The sequence below is a fragment of the Flavobacterium sp. genome (genome assembly GCF_046155325.1).
Taxonomy (GTDB): Bacteria; Bacteroidota; Bacteroidia; order Flavobacteriales; family Flavobacteriaceae; genus Flavobacterium.
On sequence record NZ_JBJXDQ010000162.1, the window covers coordinates 1 to 15,586 of the forward strand.

Genomic DNA, 15,586 nt, shown 5'->3' on the forward strand with positions numbered 1-15,586 from the left:
GAAAATAAATAAAAGTAATTTTTTCATAATATTATGATTTAGTTAATAATTTAGGGTTGCAAGATATAAAGTGATTGCAGTCAAATTACGTTTTTGCGATGTAAGGCAACTATACAAAAACACTACAAGAAAAATTGTCTAGAATTTTTTAAAAAAAACACTTGAACCACTTGAAATAAAAGGATTTTTCAAATTGCCTAAAAATCCTAAGTAAGGGTATTTTTCGAAAACGGCCTCATTTGATGTGTTATTGATGTGTTTTTTAGGCTGTTTTTTTGTCATTTTCACGGGTGATGTAAGGTGTAAATTCGCATTTAAATCGTCAAAAAATACGAATTATAAAAAAAAAGAGATTAAAATATAAATTTAATACTTTTTAATTTGCTTATATTTTAGGAAATAATAAATGGTATTCGCATTAATCGAGCGCTGTTTTTGTATAAAGTGAGTTTGTTGTTAAGTTCTTTAATCACAATAATTATAATATAGCCTATTTTTAAAGATTAGTTTAGTTGAAAACACAAAGGATCTTTCTTTTGATTTGTCTAATGAAGTATATGTATTTAGTTGTTTTCAAAAAAGACTCTTTAAATGAGACTGTTTTTTTGATTGTGTATATTTTCATTTACCTTTGCCTTACTAAAAATATATAAATTAGTGCCAAATAAGCTATCTAGTCCAATGAGAATTTTCCTTTTCCTCTTTGTTTTTGCCTTGCCTATGGTATTATTTTCCCAAAAAAAGGATTTTAAAAACAAAGCCAACACCCCAAATAGCGATAGTAATAGTAGTTATATTAGGCAAACGGATTCGGTAGTATCAAAACCAAAACCAAAAGTAGCTACTTTAGACCTGTATCGTTTTATTAGTTTAGAGCGAGATACTACTTATATTGATACTTCACTAACCATACAAAAAGAATACAGTCATAATTATTTGCGACGAGACACTTTTGGTTTGATAGCTTTTCCCAACGAAGGACAAACCTATAATACTTTACATAACAATTTAGCTGATTTATCGCCCTATCCTGAATTTGGCTTCAAGGCCAAACATTTTAATTTTATAGAGGCCAATCAAATCCGTTATTGTTCAGTAGCAACACCTGTAACTGAGTTGTATTTCAAGTCGGTTATGAAACAAGGACAGTCGGCTGATTCTTTTTTGAGTCTAAATATAACACCCAGGTTTAATTTTTCAATCGCATACAAAGGATTGCGATCAGAAGGAAGGTATATTAATCAGTTGTCGAGTAGCGGAAATTTTAGATTTACAACGAGTTATAATTCGAAAAACCAGCGCTATTTTGCCAATGCTCATTTCACCGCTCAAGATATTTTGAATGAAGAAAATGGAGGTATTACCACTATTGATGATTTTGAAAGTGAAGATATCAGTTTTGATAATAGGGAGCGATTAGAAGTGTATTTAACCAATGCTAAATCATATTTAAAAGGCAAACGTTTTTTTATAGACCATCATTTCAGAATCAATCCAACAAAAGGAACTACTAATTTGTATCTCTCCCATCAGTTTAATTATGAGCATAAATATTTTGAGTACAATCAAGCTACCGTTGCTTCTACTGTAGGATCTACAACCTTAAACCGTTTTGGCAATTCCTATTTAACAAGCGGTATAAATGACCAAACCCGATATAATAAAACCCACAATATTGTTGGAATAACATATGAAAATACACTTTTAGGAAAGTTCAAGTTCTTTGCCGAAGACTTTAAAACTAATTATTATTACAATAAAATTTTAATACGTTCTAATGGCATTATCCCAGCTTCATTAAATCAAAATATCAATACTGTGGGTGGGCAATATGATTATGAAAGCCAAAAATGGAAAGGCAGGTTTTTGTATACAAGATCTTTAGGCAACGAATCATTATCTAATTTAGATGCTACATTATTTTATAGTTTTAATGATGAAAGCCAACTGTCTTTTGGTTACCAAAATATAAATTCTATGCCCAATAATAATTTTGAATTGTATCAAAGTAGTTATGTAAATTATAATTGGTCAAATTCTTTTAAGAATGAAAAAAATAATATCATAAGTGCAAATTTGAATTCACCTCTTTTTAATGCATCCCTTCAATTGGCTAAAATGGATGATCATTTGTATTTTGCAGACACTTCTACTGATACGTCTATTCAATTAGTTTCGCCTGAGCAATATGATAAAACCATTAATTATTTTTCTTTCAAGATTAATAAAGAGTTTAGATTCGGAAAATTTGCATTAGATAATACAGTATTATATCAAAAAGTAGAGCAACAGGATTTCATCTTGAATGTACCACAGCTTGTGACTAGAAATAGCTTGTATTATTCGGGTTATATGTTTAAAAAAGCGCTGTATTTACAAACAGGTTTTGTGTTTAATTATTTTACAAACTATTATGCCAATGATTATAACCCAGTAATTGGCGAATTTTTTGTTCAAAACAGAAAAGAGATAGGCAATTACCCCAATATTGATTTTTTTGTAAATGCCCGGATACAAAGAACCCGAATTTATTTTAAAGCGGAGCATTTTAACTCTTCACTTACAGGAAACAATTTCTACGCCGCTCCAAACAATCCGTATCGTGATTTTATGATTCGGTTTGGTGTAGTTTGGAATTTCTTCGAATAATATTTTATGGATTTTACAGCAATTGATTTTGAAACCGCTGTTGGGTACCATCCATGTTCTGTTGGGATTGTTACTGTCGAAAACGGAATTATTATAGATGAGTTTGTAACATTAATAAAACCACCTGGTAACATATACTCGCCATATACGATTGCTGTTCACGGAATTTATCCTAAAGATACTATTACAGCAAAAAACTTTCTGGAAGTTTTTCCTGAAATTCAAAAACGACTACAAAACCGAACAATAGTTGCACATAACGAAAGTTTTGACCGCAATGTTTTAACCAAATCAATGGTTCTTAATGGCTTAAATTACCAAGATTTAAATATTAGTTCTCGTTGGGAATGTACCGTAAAAGTTTATAGAGCTAAAGGAATAAAACCAACTAAATTGAATGATTGTTGTCGCGCAATGAATATTGAACTCAATCATCACGAAGCCTTATCTGATGCACGAGCTTGTGCTAAGTTATTTCTGATGCGATAATTAATTGTCAAGAAGTCTAACAAATTAATTACAACTGTATTTCTTTTTTTAGTACTTTAGTTTTTAATCGAAAAGCGAAACAATGAAAGAAGAATTTCTACATTACTTATGGAAATTTAAAAAATTCGACACCTTAAATTTGAAGACTTTCGATGGAGATAAAATTACCATTATCAACTCAGGGCAATATCTAGAACTTTCAGGACCTGATTTCTTTAATGCTCAAATCACCATTGGAAATCAAAAATGGGCAGGAAATGTAGAAATACACCTTAAATCGTCAGATTGGTATGTGCATCATCATGAACGAGATAAGGCATATGAAAATGTAATTCTACATGTTGTTTGGGAACATGACACCGAAATCTTCCGAAAAAACAATACCGAAATTCCAGTTTTGGAGCTTAAGCAATATGTAGAGCCAACAACAATTGCCAATTATCAAAACCTAATAGCCCCTAAATCATGGATTTTTTGTGAAAAACAAATAAATGAAATTGATAAGTTTGTGCTAAGGAATTGGCAAGAACGTTTGTTTTTTGAGCGATTAGAACGAAAGCTTAGCCCCGTAATTGAATTACTAGAAAAAACAAATCATGATTGGGAGGCTGTTTTGTTTTGTCTTTTAGCAAAAAATTTTGGACTCAATGTTAATGGTGCTGTTTTTTTAAAAATAGCGCAGTCTATACCGTTTTCAATAATTAGAAAAGAAAGTTTTGAATTAGAAAACATTGAAGCTCTTTTTTTTGGTGCTGCAGGTTTGTTAGATTCAGAAAAAGAAGATGTCTATTTTAAAGACTTAAAATTCAGGTATTTTTATTTGATAAATAAATATCAATTAGAGAAAGATTGGATTGAACCATTGCAGTTTTTTAAGCTTCGTCCAGACAATTTCCCCACAATACGACTGTCGCAATTGGCAAATGTATACCATAAACATCAAAATTTATTTTCACTAATAATTGCCACTATGAGCTTAAAAAGCATATATGATATATTTAATATTTCAGCTTCATCATATTGGTTAGATCACTATCAATTCGATAAAATTAGTCCTAAAAAGAAAAAACAATTATCGAAATCATTTATTGATCTAATTTTAATAAATACTATTATTCCGATTCAGTTTGCTTATTCAAAAAGTCAAGGCAAAGAAATTTCAGATGATATTCTGCTGCTTATAGATCAAGTAGCGCCAGAAAAAAACGCAATTTTAGATAAGTTTATTTCCTTTGGAATAAAGCCAAAAAACGTTTTTGAATCCCAATCTTTATTACAACTTAAAAATGAATATTGTAACAATAGTCGCTGTTTAGAATGTTCAATTGGAATGGAATTATTGAAAAAAAGTTAATTTGTTGATTCATAAATTTTGTAATTTTACCCATAACCCATAACCCATAACCCATAACCCATAACCCAAAGATGTCAACAGTGCTACGCCTTAAATTTTTTTTTGAAAAACATGGTTTTCATGTTTCCTCACGGCTAGCCGATACATTAGGAATGAGAACCAGTAATGTTAGGTTGTTTTTTATATACTTGTCTTTTGTAACCGCAGGATTGTGGTTTGCTGTATATTTAACGTTAGCATTTTGGATGCGCTTAAAAGATTTAATTCGAGCCAAACGCTCATCAGTTTTTGATTTGTAAATAAGTTTAAATAAAAAAAAGGGATTATAAAGTGTAGTACTTTATAATCCCTTTTTTAATTGTGAGATGTTTATTAATTATTTAGGGTTGTTCAAATTACTGTTTTTCTTACTGTAAATAAAATAGATTATCACGCCTAATGCCATCCATGCAAAAAGTCGTAACCAGTTAGTCCATCCAAGTCCTACCATCATCAAAACACAAGCTGCAACTCCTAATAATGGTACTAGAGGAACAAAAGGAGTTTTGAATTCACGTTGCATATTAGGTTCTGTTTTTCTCAAAACAATTACAGAGATACAAACCAGCACAAATGCAAATAATGTTCCAATACTTGTCATATCTCCCACAATATCACCAGGTACAAAGGCTGCAAACGCCCCAACAATGACTAATATGGCAATATTTGCTTTATAAGGAGTTTTGTATTTTGAATGTAAATCACTAAACATTTTAGGCAATAAACCATCTTTTCCCATCGAATAAAACACTCTCGATTGTCCTAATAACATCACTAAAATCACCGATGAAAAACCGGCTAAAATAGCTACTGTAACCAATTGTCCTAACCATTCATATCCTATCATATATTTGTTGATAGCAAAAGCAACAGAAGCCTCTTTACCGCCAGTTCTAAAATCTTCTACAGTGGCAACACCTGTCAAAACATGAGCAAAAAGAATATACAATATGGTGCAAATAGCTAAGGAACCTAAGATACCTATTGGCATATTTCTTTTTGGGTTTTTAGTTTCTTGAGCAGCGGTGCTTACAGCATCAAACCCGATGAAAGCAAAGAAAACGGTTCCAGCAGCCCCAATTATTCCCCAAAAACCTCCAAAGTGATGGTCAATACCATGTTCATCAGTAAAAATAGAACTTGGTGGAATATAAGGAGTATGATTTGCAGGATTAACAAAATTCCAACCAATAAAAATGATTAAAATAACAATCACGACTTTTAAAACTACTATAACACCGTTTACAAATGCTGATTCCTGAATTCCTTTTATCAGCAGTAAACTGATTATTCCAACAATAAATAAGGCAGGTAAGTTGATTATACCTGTTTCACCAGTTTCTATATTAGATTGAAAAGGAGAATGTGATAAAGAATAGGGAATAGGATTTAAATGAAGCACATTAACCAACAAATTATTTAGATATTCACTCCAGGCAATTCCAACTGTCGCTGCTCCTACAGCATATTCTAATATCAAATCCCAGCCTATTATCCAAGCCATAAATTCTCCCATTGTAGCATAAGTGTAGGTGTAAGCACTTCCTGATATAGGTATAGAAGATGAAAGTTCTGCATAACACAAACCTGCTAATGCGCAGCCGATAGCTGCTACAATAAAAGCAATGGTTACCGATGGACCTGCATTTTGTGATGCGGCCATTGCAGTCCTTACAAATAATCCCGCACCAATAATGGCGCCTATTCCTAAGGCTATTAAAGACCAGGCTGTTAATGTTCTTTTCAATCCTTTTTCAGAATCTGCGGCTTCGGCTAAAAGCAGGGCTAATGGTTTTCTTTTCCAGATAGACATGTGTTTTGGTTTAAGGTTACTAAGTTTCAAATATATTCATTTTTGTATGTTTTTAAACAACTAAACCTGTGGTTTTTAAAAAATATGTTTTTTATTGTTTTTTCTTATATAATTTTCTCTATTTTTAGAGACTAAACTAAATCTAAGAGGAATTAAAAAAATGGCATTTGACACTATTAAATCTTATTTTGTGTTTACTCGAAATCAACGAACTGGGATTTTTTGTCTGCTCGTACTCATAATTGCATTTCAAATAAGTTATTATTTTATAGACTTTATTTTTTTAGAAACAAACTCTAAAGAAAAAGAGCAATGGCTTTCGTTGCAACATCAAATAGATTCGTTAAAACAAGAAAAACTAAGTTATATTCCAAAAATATATCCTTTCAATCCTAATTTCATAACCGATTTTAAAGGCTATAAATTAGGAATGTCGGTTGCAGAAATAGATAGACTTTTGGCTTTTAGAAAAGAAAACAAATATGTTAATTCACCTCAAGAATTTCAAGTTGTAACAAAAGTTTCGGATTCCTTATTACATGCAATTTCGCCATATTTTAAATTTCCGGATTGGGTGAATACTAAAAAAGAGTTTAAAAATTTTAAAGAATCTCCAAAGTTTGCTTTCGCTAAAAAAGAAAAAATAGTTGTAATCGATATAAATCTAGCAACAAAAGAGGATTTAATCAAAATTTATGGAGTAGGCGAAGCAATTTCGCTACGGATATTAAAATTCAAAGAAAGTTTGGGCGGTTTTGTTTCTATGAATCAAATGAACGATGTTTGGGGTTTATCGCCAGAAGTAATCGAAAATTTAAATACTCATTTTAAAGTTTTGGGTTATCCCAATTTAAAAAAAATAGATATTAATAATGCATCCATAAAAGAGTTATCTCAATTTCCTTATTTCAATTATCAAGTTGCCAAGCAGATTGTAACTTTCAGAAGTATGAATGGAGATTTTAAGAATGCAGACGATTTAACAAAAATTAAAGGATTGTCTATTGAAAAAGCAAGTATTATAGCCGTATATTTGGTCTTTTAAAATCAACTTTACTACAATGAACTTCGATTACAGCGAAACGCAATCTATGATTGCTCAATCTATTAGAGATTTTTCCGAAAAAAATATCAGGCCTTATATAATGGAATGGGATGAAGCCCAGATTTTACCTATCCCTTTGTTTAAAAAATTAGGTGAAATGGGATTTATGGGTATTTTAGTTCCCGAAGAATTGGGTGGTTCGGGATTGGGTTATCATGAATATATTACGATAGTTGAAGAAATTTCGAAGGTAGATCCTTCAATTGGATTGTCTGTTGCTGCACATAATTCTTTGTGTACTAACCATATTCTGACCTTTGGAACTGAAGAACAAAAGAAAAAATGGATTCCAAAATTAGCCTCAGGCGAACATATTGGTGCATGGGGATTGACAGAGCACGGAACAGGTTCCGATGCTGGCGGTATGAATACGACCGCTGTAAAGGAGGGTGATTATTGGGTCGTAAATGGGTCTAAAAATTTTATAACACACGGAATTTCAGCTGAAATTGCAGTTGTAATTATTCGTACTGGAGAAAAAGGGGATTCCAAAGGCATGACTGCTTTTGTTTTCGAAAAAGGGACTCCAGGTTTTACTTCAGGAAAAAAAGCGAATAAGTTAGGTATGCGTGCCAGTGAAACTGCCGAATTATTCTTTGATGATTGTCGAATTCCCGATACAAATCGTTTAGGAGAAGTAGGAGATGGTTTTATTCAATCCATGAAAATTTTAGATGGTGGAAGAATTTCTATTGGAGCATTATCACTCGGAATTGCAAAAGGCGCTTATGAAGCTTCATTAAAATATTCGAAAGAAAGGCATCAATTTGGCAAAGCAATTAGCGAATTTCAAGCAATAGCTTTCAAATTGGCCGATATGGCTACCGAAATTGAAGCCTCGGAATTATTGTTACATAAAGCTGCTTTCTTGAAAAATCAGAATCGAAAAATGACTACTCTAAGCGCTATGAGCAAAATGTATGCTTCTGAAATGTGTGTCAAAGTAGCCAATGAAGCCGTTCAAATTCACGGTGGCTACGGCTATACTAAAGATTATCCAGTAGAAAAATTTTATCGTGATGCCAAACTATGCACTATTGGCGAAGGAACTACCGAAATTCAAAAAGTCGTGATTTCGAGGAATATTTTGAAATAGACTAAGAGATAATAGACAGATAGATAATAGATAAAAGAGCCAAGAATCAAGAAAATTGTATCTTGGCTCTTTTGTTTTGTCTTTCATCTCTCATCTCTTCGTCTATTATCTTTCATCTCAAGAAAATAATTCATAATTCATAACTCATAATTCATAATTAATAGTTACTTTTGCACCCTTAACGAGAGGAGGTGTCTATATTATGTTAATTATACCAATTAAAGACGGAGAAAATATCGATAGAGCATTAAAGCGCTATAAAAGAAAATTTGACAAAACAGGAACTGTTCGTCAACTAAGAGCACGTACTGCTTTTATAAAACCATCAGTTACCAACAGAGCAAAGATTCAAAAAGCTGCTTATATCCAGAATATGAGAGACAACATAGAGAATAGTTAATTATTTTCTGTTAGAATAATACCGTTAGCCATTAAAGTTTAATACCTTTGATACTAACGGTTTTTTTATGACTTGTTATTGCGATAAGTTTCGAGAAACCGAAGTAAAGCAATCTTATTATATGACTAACAACTTTCAATCATTTAAAGATTATCTGCAATTGGAGAAAAAATATTCTCCACATACCGTCAATGCATATATGAATGACATCGGTTTCTTTGAGTCATTTAATAAGAGTAATTTTGAACAAGAAAATATTGATCAGGCAAACTACAGCCAGATTAGAAGCTGGATTGTTTCGCTAGTAGATAATCATGTTTCAAATAGCACAGTTAATAGGAAGGTTGCTTCTTTAAAGGCATTTTACAAATTCCTTTTAAAAACGAAACAAATAGAAGCAAGTCCTTTGCTAAAACACAAAGCATTAAAAACGCCTAAAATAATTCAAATCCCTTTTTCAGAGAAAGAAGTAGATGCTGTTTTGCATCAAATAGAAAACCCAGTTGGTTTTGAAGAAACAAGAAATAAGTTAATTATTGATTTGTTTTATACCACTGGCATTCGAAGAACGGAATTAGTGAATTTAAAAACAGCAAACGTTAATGCCAATAACAATACAATAAAAGTTCTCGGTAAAAGAAACAAAGAAAGAATCCTTCCGTTGTTGCCAATAGTTTCAAATCAAATTAATTCATATTTTAAGGAAAGAGCACATCTAGAGATAATTACAGATATTGACTATTTTTTTCTCACAAAAAAAGGGTTAAAATTGAATGATTCCTTTGTGTATCGATTAATAAATACTTACTTTAGTACAGTCTCCGAAAAGGTAAAGAAAAGTCCACATATTTTAAGACATACATTTGCGACACATTTATTGAATAATGGCGCGGATTTAAATTCAGTAAAAGAATTATTAGGACATTCAAGTTTGGCTTCAACACAAGTTTATACTCATAGTAGTTTATCAGAGCTAAAAAAAGTATATGAAGGAGCGCATCCAAGGAATCAGAAATAGTTCAAAAAATGTTTAACCAATTAAAATATATATTATGAAGGTAAATGTTCAGGCAGTTAACTTTACTGTTGACAGAAAATTAGTTGATTTTGTTCAAGAAAGATTAGACAGATTAGAAAAGTATTATGATAAAATTGTCTCTTCAGAGGTTTTTTTGAAAGTAGAAAAAACAAGTGACAAGGAAAATAAGTCTGTAGAGATAAAAATTATTGTCCCTGGAGATGATTTTTTGGTAAAGAATCAATGTAAGACATTTGAAGAAGCAGTAGCGCTTTCGGCGGAATCTCTGGAAAGATTATTGGTAAAAAGAAAAGAAAAAATTAGAGATCATATTTAATCTTATTTTTTTTTAAAAAAATGTTTTGATTGAGAGATAAAATTTATACATTTGCAGTCCGTTAGAAATAGCGGACTTTTTTTATTGATTTTGCCAGCGTAGCTCAGTTGGCTAGAGCAGCTGATTTGTAATCAGCAGGTCGTGGGTTCGAGTCCCTCCGCCGGCTCAAAAAGTAACATTCGAATCATTTCGAAATTTGTTCTTATACAGTATTGTAAAATCAATAAATTGGGGAGATACTCAAGCGGCCAACGAGGGCAGACTGTAAATCTGCTGTGTGAACTTCGCAGGTTCGAATCCTGCTCTCCCCACAAACTTTTATTGAGAATTTATCCGAAAGTTCGCTTTCGAGTAAATTTGAATTAAAAGTTTGAGTAAGGCTATGCCTTACAGGATCACGGAGAGAAACGGAGTAATCTTGCTCTCCCCACAAATTTTTATTGAGAATTTATCCGAAAGTTCGCTTTCGAGTAAATTTGAATTAAAAGTTTGAGTAAGGCTATGCCTCACAGGATCACGGAGAGAAACGGAGTGATCCTGCTCTCCCCACCAAGCCAGATGGCAGATTTTAGAAGGCAGATTTTAAAGTTAGATTTTTCTAACATCTTAAATCTGCAATCTGCAATCTAAAAACTGCCGACTTAGCTCAGGGGTAGAGTGCTTCCTTGGTAAGGAAGAGGTCACGGGTTCAATTCCCGTAGTTGGCTCAAAAAATAATAAATTCGAACACTAATAAATAACAAGATTTAAAATTAAGTAAAATGGCAAAAGAAACCTTTAACCGTAACAAGCCCCACTTAAACATTGGAACAATTGGGCACGTGGATCACGGAAAAACAACTTTAACTGCAGCAATAACTAAAGTGTTATCTGATGCTGGTTACTGTCAAGCAAAATCATTTGATCAAATTGATAATGCACCAGAAGAAAAAGAAAGAGGTATTACAATTAATACTTCACACGTAGAGTATGAAACTGCTAACCGTCACTACGCTCACGTTGACTGTCCTGGTCACGCGGATTACGTAAAAAACATGGTTACAGGTGCTGCTCAAATGGACGGTGCTATCTTAGTAGTTGCTGCTACAGATGGACCAATGCCACAAACACGTGAGCACATCCTTTTAGGTCGCCAAGTAGGTATTCCTAGAATGGTTGTTTTTATGAACAAAGTAGACATGGTTGATGATGAGGAATTGTTAGAACTTGTTGAAATGGAAATTAGAGACTTATTATCTTTCTATGAATATGATGGAGATAATTGTCCAGTTATTCAAGGTTCTGCTTTAGGAGGATTAAACAATGATGCTGCTTGGGTGCCAAAAATTATTGAATTAATGGAAGCTTGCGACACATGGATTGAAGAGCCAGTTCGTGATACTGCAAAACCTTTCTTGATGCCAGTTGAAGATGTGTTTACAATTACTGGTCGTGGAACTGTTGCTACAGGTCGTATCGAAACAGGTATTGCTAATACAGGAGATGCTGTTGAAATCATTGGTATGGGAGCTGAAAAATTGACTTCTACAATTACAGGAGTTGAAATGTTCCGTAAAATCCTTGATAGAGGTGAAGCTGGAGATAACGTAGGTTTATTGTTAAGAGGTGTTGATAAAGAATCTATCAAAAGAGGAATGGTTATCATTAAGCCAGGATCAGTAAAACCACACGCTACTTTTAAAGCTGAGGTATATATCTTGAAAAAAGAAGAAGGTGGTCGTCACACACCATTCCACAATAACTACCGTCCACAGTTTTACGTTCGTACAACGGATGTAACTGGTGTAATTACTTTGCCTACAGGTGTAGAGATGGTTATGCCAGGAGATAACTTAACTATTAATGTTGCTTTGTTAAGCCCAATCGCAATGAGCGTTGGTTTACGTTTTGCTATCCGTGAAGGTGGTAGAACTGTAGGTGCTGGACAAGTTACAGAAATTGTAGGTTAATACTATTTATAATATAAAGCCAGTGTTGTGAATAGCAACACTGGCTTTTTTTAAATTACGGGCGTAGTTCAAGGGTAGAATAGCGGTCTCCAAAACCGTTGATGGGGGTTCGAATCCCTCCGCCCGTGCCATAAAAAACATATCACAATGACAAAAGTTGTTAATTACATATCAGAAGCATTTGAAGAGTTAAAATCAAATGTAACATGGCCAGAATGGGCCGAAGTACAACGTCTTACGATTGTTGTTGCTCTTTTTTCCGTATTGTTTGCTATAGCAACTTGGGGAGTAGATGAGGTTTTCGCAAAATCATTAGCTGGTTTTTTTAGCTGGTTAAAAGCATAATTTTTTATTATGACAGATATTAATTTGAAAAAGTGGTATGTTGTTCGAGCAGTAAGCGGTCAAGAGAATAAGGTAAAAGCTTATATCGAAACCGAAATTACTAGATTAGGAATGGGAGATTATGTTTCGCAAGTTTTAGTTCCTACTGAAAAGATAGTTTCTGTTAAAGAAGGAAAAAAAATAATCAAGGATAAAGTGTATTTTCCTGGTTATGTAATGATTGAAGCAAATCTAATAGGTGAAATACCTCATATTATTAAGTCAATAACAAGTGTAATTGGTTTCTTAGGAGAGACCAAAGGCGGAGAACCAGTTCCCTTGAGACTTTCTGAAGTAAACAGAATGTTAGGTAAGGTAGATGAGTTAGCTGTCAATACCGATACTCGTTTAGTACCATTCAATTTGGGAGAAACGATAAAAGTTATTGATGGTCCTTTCAACGGTTTCAATGGAGTTGTTGAAAAAATTAATGAAGAAAAGCGTAAACTTGAAGTAATGGTTAAAATTTTCGGAAGAAAAACACCATTAGAATTAGGATTTATGCAAGTTGAAAAAGTATAATTTTGTTACATCTATAATAAACCACATTAACGCTTCCATTGTTAATGTGTTAAATTTTTAAAAAAAATGGCTAAAGAGATTAGTAAAGTAGTTAAACTACAAGTTAAGGGAGGTGCTGCGAACCCGTCGCCACCGGTTGGACCTGCTTTAGGTGCTGCTGGTGTTAATATCATGGAATTCTGTAAGCAATTTAATGCTAGAACTCAAGATAAACCAGGTAAAGTTTGCCCTGTGCAAATTACAGTATATAAGGACAAATCTTTTGATTTTGTTGTAAAAACACCCCCAGCTGCTGTTCAATTAATGGACGCAGCCAAACTTAAATCTGGTTCAGGAGAACCAAATCGTAAGAAAGTAGCTAGCGTTACTTGGGATGTTATCAAAGCAATTGCAGAAGATAAGATGGTTGATTTAAATGCATTCACAATCGAGTCTGCTATGAGCATGATCGCAGGAACAGCAAGATCTATGGGTATAACTGTAACTGGAGATTCTCCTCTAAAACAAGCGTAAGACATGGCAAAATTGACAAAAAAGCAAAAAGAGGCTGTTTCTAAAATTGAAAAGAACAAACTATATTCTTTAAAAGATGCTGCTGCATTAATTAAAGTTATAGCATCTGCAAAATTTGATGAATCGGTTGATATCGCAGTACGTTTGGGTGTAGATCCAAGAAAAGCGAATCAAATGGTAAGAGGTGTGGTTACACTACCTCATGGTACAGGTAAAGATGTTAAAGTATTAGCTTTAGTTACTCCAGATAAAGAAGCAGAAGCTTTGGCAGCTGGTGCAGACTATGTTGGTCTTGACGAATACCTTCAGAAAATTAAAGACGGTTGGACAGATGTTGATGTAATCATCACTATGCCTGCTGTAATGGGTAAATTAGGTCCATTAGGTCGTATTTTAGGACCTAGAGGTTTAATGCCAAACCCAAAAACAGGTACTGTAACTATGGATGTTGCAAAAGCTGTTGCCGAGGTAAAAGCTGGTAAAATTGACTTCAAAGTTGATAAAACTGGTATTGTGCATGCAGGAATTGGTAAAGTATCTTTTGGTGCTGAGCAAATTTATGATAACGCACACGAAATTATTCAAACATTAATCAAACTTAAACCAACTGCTGCTAAAGGTACATACATAAAAGGTATTCACCTTACAAGCACAATGAGTCCAGCAATAGCTTTGGACCCTAAAGCAGTATAATTGGTAGTTAAAAATTTTTAGTATGACTAGAGAAGAAAAATCAATCGCGATTGAAGATTTAACTGCACAGTTAGCTGGTACAAATATTATTTATGTATCTGATATTTCTGGACTTAATGCAGAAACAACTTCAAACTTAAGAAGAGCTTGCTTTAAAGCAGGAATTAAAATAGAGGTCGTTAAAAATACTTTGCTTGCAAAAGCAATGGAAGCTTCACCAAATGATTATGGTGATTTACCATCTGTATTAACTGGAAACAGTGCTATCTTTATTTCAGATGTTGCAAATGCCCCTGGAAAAATAATTAAAGATTTTAGAAAAAAATCTGATAAGCCTGTTTTAAAAGGAGCTTACATTAATGCTGAAATTTATATTGGAGATAATCAATTGGATGCCCTGGCAACCATTAAATCTAAAGAAGAGCTTATTGGCGAAATCATTGGATTGCTTCAATCACCAGCACAAAGAGTTATTTCGGCTCTACAAAACCAATTCAAAGGAGAAGAGGTTGCTTAATAATTGGAGGTAATAACCAAAAAATTATTAATTTAAATTGCGCACAATAAACAAAATATAATTTACAAATCATTTTAAAACGATAGAAAAAATGGCAGATTTGAAACAATTCGCAGAACAATTAGTTGGCTTAACTGTAAAAGAAGTTAACGAATTAGCAACAATATTAAAAGACGAGTATGGTATCGAACCAGCAGCTGCAGCAGTAGTTGTTTCAGGTGGTGGGGGAGACGCTGCAGCTGAAGAAGTTCAGACAGAATTTACAGTAGTATTAAAAGAAGCTGGTCCTTCTAAATTAGCTGTTGTAAAAATGGTTAAAGAACTTACAGGTTTAGGTCTTAAAGAAGCTAAAGATGTAGTCGATAGTGCACCTTCAAATGTTAAAGAAGGCGTTTCTAAAGATGAGGCTGAAGGTCTTAAAAAATCTTTAGAAGAAGCTGGAGCTGTAGTTGAATTAAAATAATTCTTCTCGCTTTATAAAATAGGTTTAGGTCTTGAAATACACTTTCAGAGACCTAAACCATTTTCGTATAATAAATTTGCACTCTAAATTTTATCTTATAGAGCGTATAATACGAAATAAACTTGTAATCAATACGAAGAACGAAATGAGCGAACTTGGTTCATTTTTAAGAGGTGTTGATTGTAAAAAGAAAGTATAGATTACACCGTGTTTTACACAAAAAATTACTTTTTTTTAATCAAAAT

The 15,586-nt window shown here is 33.0% G+C and carries 17 protein-coding genes and 4 tRNA genes; 20 read left to right on the top strand and 1 reads right to left on the bottom strand.

The genetic code is table 11. From position 1 onward, the window contains the following. Nucleotides 1-657: 657 nt before the first annotated feature. The 4 genes from ACKVOD_RS11125 to ACKVOD_RS11140 all read left to right on the top strand — a co-directional run bounded on the left by ACKVOD_RS11125 (nucleotide 658) and on the right by ACKVOD_RS11140 (nucleotide 4,791). Entirely contained in the window at nucleotides 658-2,649 is a 1,992-nt protein-coding gene (locus ACKVOD_RS11125; RefSeq protein WP_409209544.1) for a putative porin, read from the top strand. A gap of 6 nt (nucleotides 2,650-2,655) precedes the next feature. Then, nucleotides 2,656-3,138, top strand: a complete 483-nt coding sequence (locus ACKVOD_RS11130; RefSeq protein WP_409209545.1) for a 3'-5' exonuclease — start codon at nucleotides 2,656-2,658, stop codon at nucleotides 3,136-3,138. A gap of 82 nt (nucleotides 3,139-3,220) precedes the next feature. Further along, nucleotides 3,221-4,492: a DUF2851 family protein gene (locus ACKVOD_RS11135; protein WP_409209546.1), complete on the top strand. Its 1,272-nt coding sequence runs from the start codon at nucleotides 3,221-3,223 to the stop codon at nucleotides 4,490-4,492. A 71-nt stretch (nucleotides 4,493-4,563) separates the two neighbouring features. Next, on the top strand, nucleotides 4,564-4,791 hold the full coding sequence (locus ACKVOD_RS11140) for a PspC domain-containing protein (protein ID WP_409209547.1): 228 nt from the start codon (nucleotides 4,564-4,566) through the stop codon (nucleotides 4,789-4,791). A gap of 77 nt (nucleotides 4,792-4,868) precedes the next feature. Here ACKVOD_RS11140 and ACKVOD_RS11145 read toward each other — a convergent pair whose 3' ends face one another. Further along, nucleotides 4,869-6,344, bottom strand: a complete 1,476-nt coding sequence (locus tag ACKVOD_RS11145) for an amino acid permease (RefSeq protein ID WP_409209548.1) — start codon at nucleotides 6,342-6,344, stop codon at nucleotides 4,869-4,871. A 160-nt stretch (nucleotides 6,345-6,504) separates the two neighbouring features. Between ACKVOD_RS11145 and ACKVOD_RS11150 the strand changes: the two genes are divergently transcribed. The 16 genes from ACKVOD_RS11150 to rplL all read left to right on the top strand — a co-directional run bounded on the left by ACKVOD_RS11150 (nucleotide 6,505) and on the right by rplL (nucleotide 15,341). Next, on the top strand, nucleotides 6,505-7,389 hold the full coding sequence (locus ACKVOD_RS11150; protein ID WP_409209549.1) for a ComEA family DNA-binding protein: 885 nt from the start codon (nucleotides 6,505-6,507) through the stop codon (nucleotides 7,387-7,389). 16 nt (nucleotides 7,390-7,405) lie between these two features. Then, the gene (locus ACKVOD_RS11155; RefSeq protein ID WP_409209550.1) at nucleotides 7,406-8,545 is read left to right on the top strand and encodes an acyl-CoA dehydrogenase family protein; all 1,140 of its coding nucleotides are present in this window, start codon (nucleotides 7,406-7,408) and stop codon (nucleotides 8,543-8,545) included. Nucleotides 8,546-8,747: 202 nt separating this feature from the next. Next, the gene (gene rpsU, locus ACKVOD_RS11160; protein ID WP_073370216.1) at nucleotides 8,748-8,945 is read left to right on the top strand and encodes a 30S ribosomal protein S21; all 198 of its coding nucleotides are present in this window, start codon (nucleotides 8,748-8,750) and stop codon (nucleotides 8,943-8,945) included. A gap of 121 nt (nucleotides 8,946-9,066) precedes the next feature. Then, on the top strand, nucleotides 9,067-9,963 hold the full coding sequence (locus tag ACKVOD_RS11165; RefSeq protein WP_409209563.1) for a tyrosine-type recombinase/integrase: 897 nt from the start codon (nucleotides 9,067-9,069) through the stop codon (nucleotides 9,961-9,963). Between the two features lie 34 nt (nucleotides 9,964-9,997). Continuing rightward, on the top strand, nucleotides 9,998-10,300 hold the full coding sequence (hpf, locus tag ACKVOD_RS11170) for a ribosome hibernation-promoting factor, HPF/YfiA family (protein ID WP_409209551.1): 303 nt from the start codon (nucleotides 9,998-10,000) through the stop codon (nucleotides 10,298-10,300). Nucleotides 10,301-10,392: 92 nt separating this feature from the next. Continuing rightward, a tRNA-Thr gene (locus tag ACKVOD_RS11175) sits at nucleotides 10,393-10,466 on the top strand. A gap of 64 nt (nucleotides 10,467-10,530) precedes the next feature. Further along, a tRNA-Tyr gene (locus ACKVOD_RS11180) sits at nucleotides 10,531-10,611 on the top strand. A gap of 324 nt (nucleotides 10,612-10,935) precedes the next feature. Next, nucleotides 10,936-11,007: transfer RNA gene (locus ACKVOD_RS11185), tRNA-Thr, on the top strand. A 54-nt stretch (nucleotides 11,008-11,061) separates the two neighbouring features. Next, the gene (gene tuf / locus ACKVOD_RS11190) at nucleotides 11,062-12,249 is read left to right on the top strand and encodes an elongation factor Tu (protein WP_409209552.1); all 1,188 of its coding nucleotides are present in this window, start codon (nucleotides 11,062-11,064) and stop codon (nucleotides 12,247-12,249) included. 57 nt (nucleotides 12,250-12,306) lie between these two features. Continuing rightward, nucleotides 12,307-12,380 (top strand) — tRNA-Trp (locus ACKVOD_RS11195). Between the two features lie 16 nt (nucleotides 12,381-12,396). Beyond that, nucleotides 12,397-12,594 carry a preprotein translocase subunit SecE gene (secE, locus tag ACKVOD_RS11200; protein ID WP_409209553.1) on the top strand — a complete coding sequence of 66 codons (198 nt, stop codon included), beginning with the start codon at nucleotides 12,397-12,399 and terminating at the stop codon, nucleotides 12,592-12,594. A 9-nt stretch (nucleotides 12,595-12,603) separates the two neighbouring features. Further along, complete coding sequence (gene nusG, locus ACKVOD_RS11205; protein ID WP_409209554.1) at nucleotides 12,604-13,155, top strand: transcription termination/antitermination protein NusG; 552 nt, start codon at nucleotides 12,604-12,606, stop codon at nucleotides 13,153-13,155. 66 nt (nucleotides 13,156-13,221) lie between these two features. Next, on the top strand, nucleotides 13,222-13,668 hold the full coding sequence (rplK, locus tag ACKVOD_RS11210; RefSeq protein ID WP_143389575.1) for a 50S ribosomal protein L11: 447 nt from the start codon (nucleotides 13,222-13,224) through the stop codon (nucleotides 13,666-13,668). Nucleotides 13,669-13,671: 3 nt separating this feature from the next. After that, nucleotides 13,672-14,361 carry a 50S ribosomal protein L1 gene (rplA, locus tag ACKVOD_RS11215; protein WP_409209555.1) on the top strand — a complete coding sequence of 230 codons (690 nt, stop codon included), beginning with the start codon at nucleotides 13,672-13,674 and terminating at the stop codon, nucleotides 14,359-14,361. A 22-nt stretch (nucleotides 14,362-14,383) separates the two neighbouring features. Next, a complete protein-coding gene (rplJ, locus tag ACKVOD_RS11220) occupies nucleotides 14,384-14,878 on the top strand; it encodes a 50S ribosomal protein L10 (RefSeq protein WP_409209556.1) in 495 nt (164 codons plus the stop codon). A 91-nt stretch (nucleotides 14,879-14,969) separates the two neighbouring features. Then, nucleotides 14,970-15,341, top strand: coding sequence for a 50S ribosomal protein L7/L12 (gene rplL, locus ACKVOD_RS11225; RefSeq protein ID WP_409209557.1), 372 nt, complete (start codon nucleotides 14,970-14,972; stop codon nucleotides 15,339-15,341). The last annotated feature ends 245 nt before the right edge of the window (nucleotides 15,342-15,586 follow it).

Coding starts and splice junctions, on each gene's coding strand:
- rplA (WP_409209555.1), top strand. CDS start 13,672: ATGGCAAAATTGACAAAAAAGCAAAAAGAGGCTGTTTCTAAAATTGAA.
- hpf (WP_409209551.1), top strand. CDS start 9,998: ATGAAGGTAAATGTTCAGGCAGTTAACTTTACTGTTGACAGAAAATTA.
- rplJ (WP_409209556.1), top strand. CDS start 14,384: ATGACTAGAGAAGAAAAATCAATCGCGATTGAAGATTTAACTGCACAG.
- ACKVOD_RS11140 (WP_409209547.1), top strand. CDS start 4,564: ATGTCAACAGTGCTACGCCTTAAATTTTTTTTTGAAAAACATGGTTTT.
- ACKVOD_RS11155 (WP_409209550.1), top strand. CDS start 7,406: ATGAACTTCGATTACAGCGAAACGCAATCTATGATTGCTCAATCTATT.
- ACKVOD_RS11165 (WP_409209563.1), top strand. CDS start 9,067: ATGACTAACAACTTTCAATCATTTAAAGATTATCTGCAATTGGAGAAA.
- rpsU (WP_073370216.1), top strand. CDS start 8,748: ATGTTAATTATACCAATTAAAGACGGAGAAAATATCGATAGAGCATTA.
- ACKVOD_RS11145 (WP_409209548.1), bottom strand. CDS start 6,344: ATGTCTATCTGGAAAAGAAAACCATTAGCCCTGCTTTTAGCCGAAGCC.
- ACKVOD_RS11130 (WP_409209545.1), top strand. CDS start 2,656: ATGGATTTTACAGCAATTGATTTTGAAACCGCTGTTGGGTACCATCCA.
- nusG (WP_409209554.1), top strand. CDS start 12,604: ATGACAGATATTAATTTGAAAAAGTGGTATGTTGTTCGAGCAGTAAGC.
- ACKVOD_RS11135 (WP_409209546.1), top strand. CDS start 3,221: ATGAAAGAAGAATTTCTACATTACTTATGGAAATTTAAAAAATTCGAC.
- secE (WP_409209553.1), top strand. CDS start 12,397: ATGACAAAAGTTGTTAATTACATATCAGAAGCATTTGAAGAGTTAAAA.
- ACKVOD_RS11150 (WP_409209549.1), top strand. CDS start 6,505: ATGGCATTTGACACTATTAAATCTTATTTTGTGTTTACTCGAAATCAA.
- rplL (WP_409209557.1), top strand. CDS start 14,970: ATGGCAGATTTGAAACAATTCGCAGAACAATTAGTTGGCTTAACTGTA.
- rplK (WP_143389575.1), top strand. CDS start 13,222: ATGGCTAAAGAGATTAGTAAAGTAGTTAAACTACAAGTTAAGGGAGGT.
- tuf (WP_409209552.1), top strand. CDS start 11,062: ATGGCAAAAGAAACCTTTAACCGTAACAAGCCCCACTTAAACATTGGA.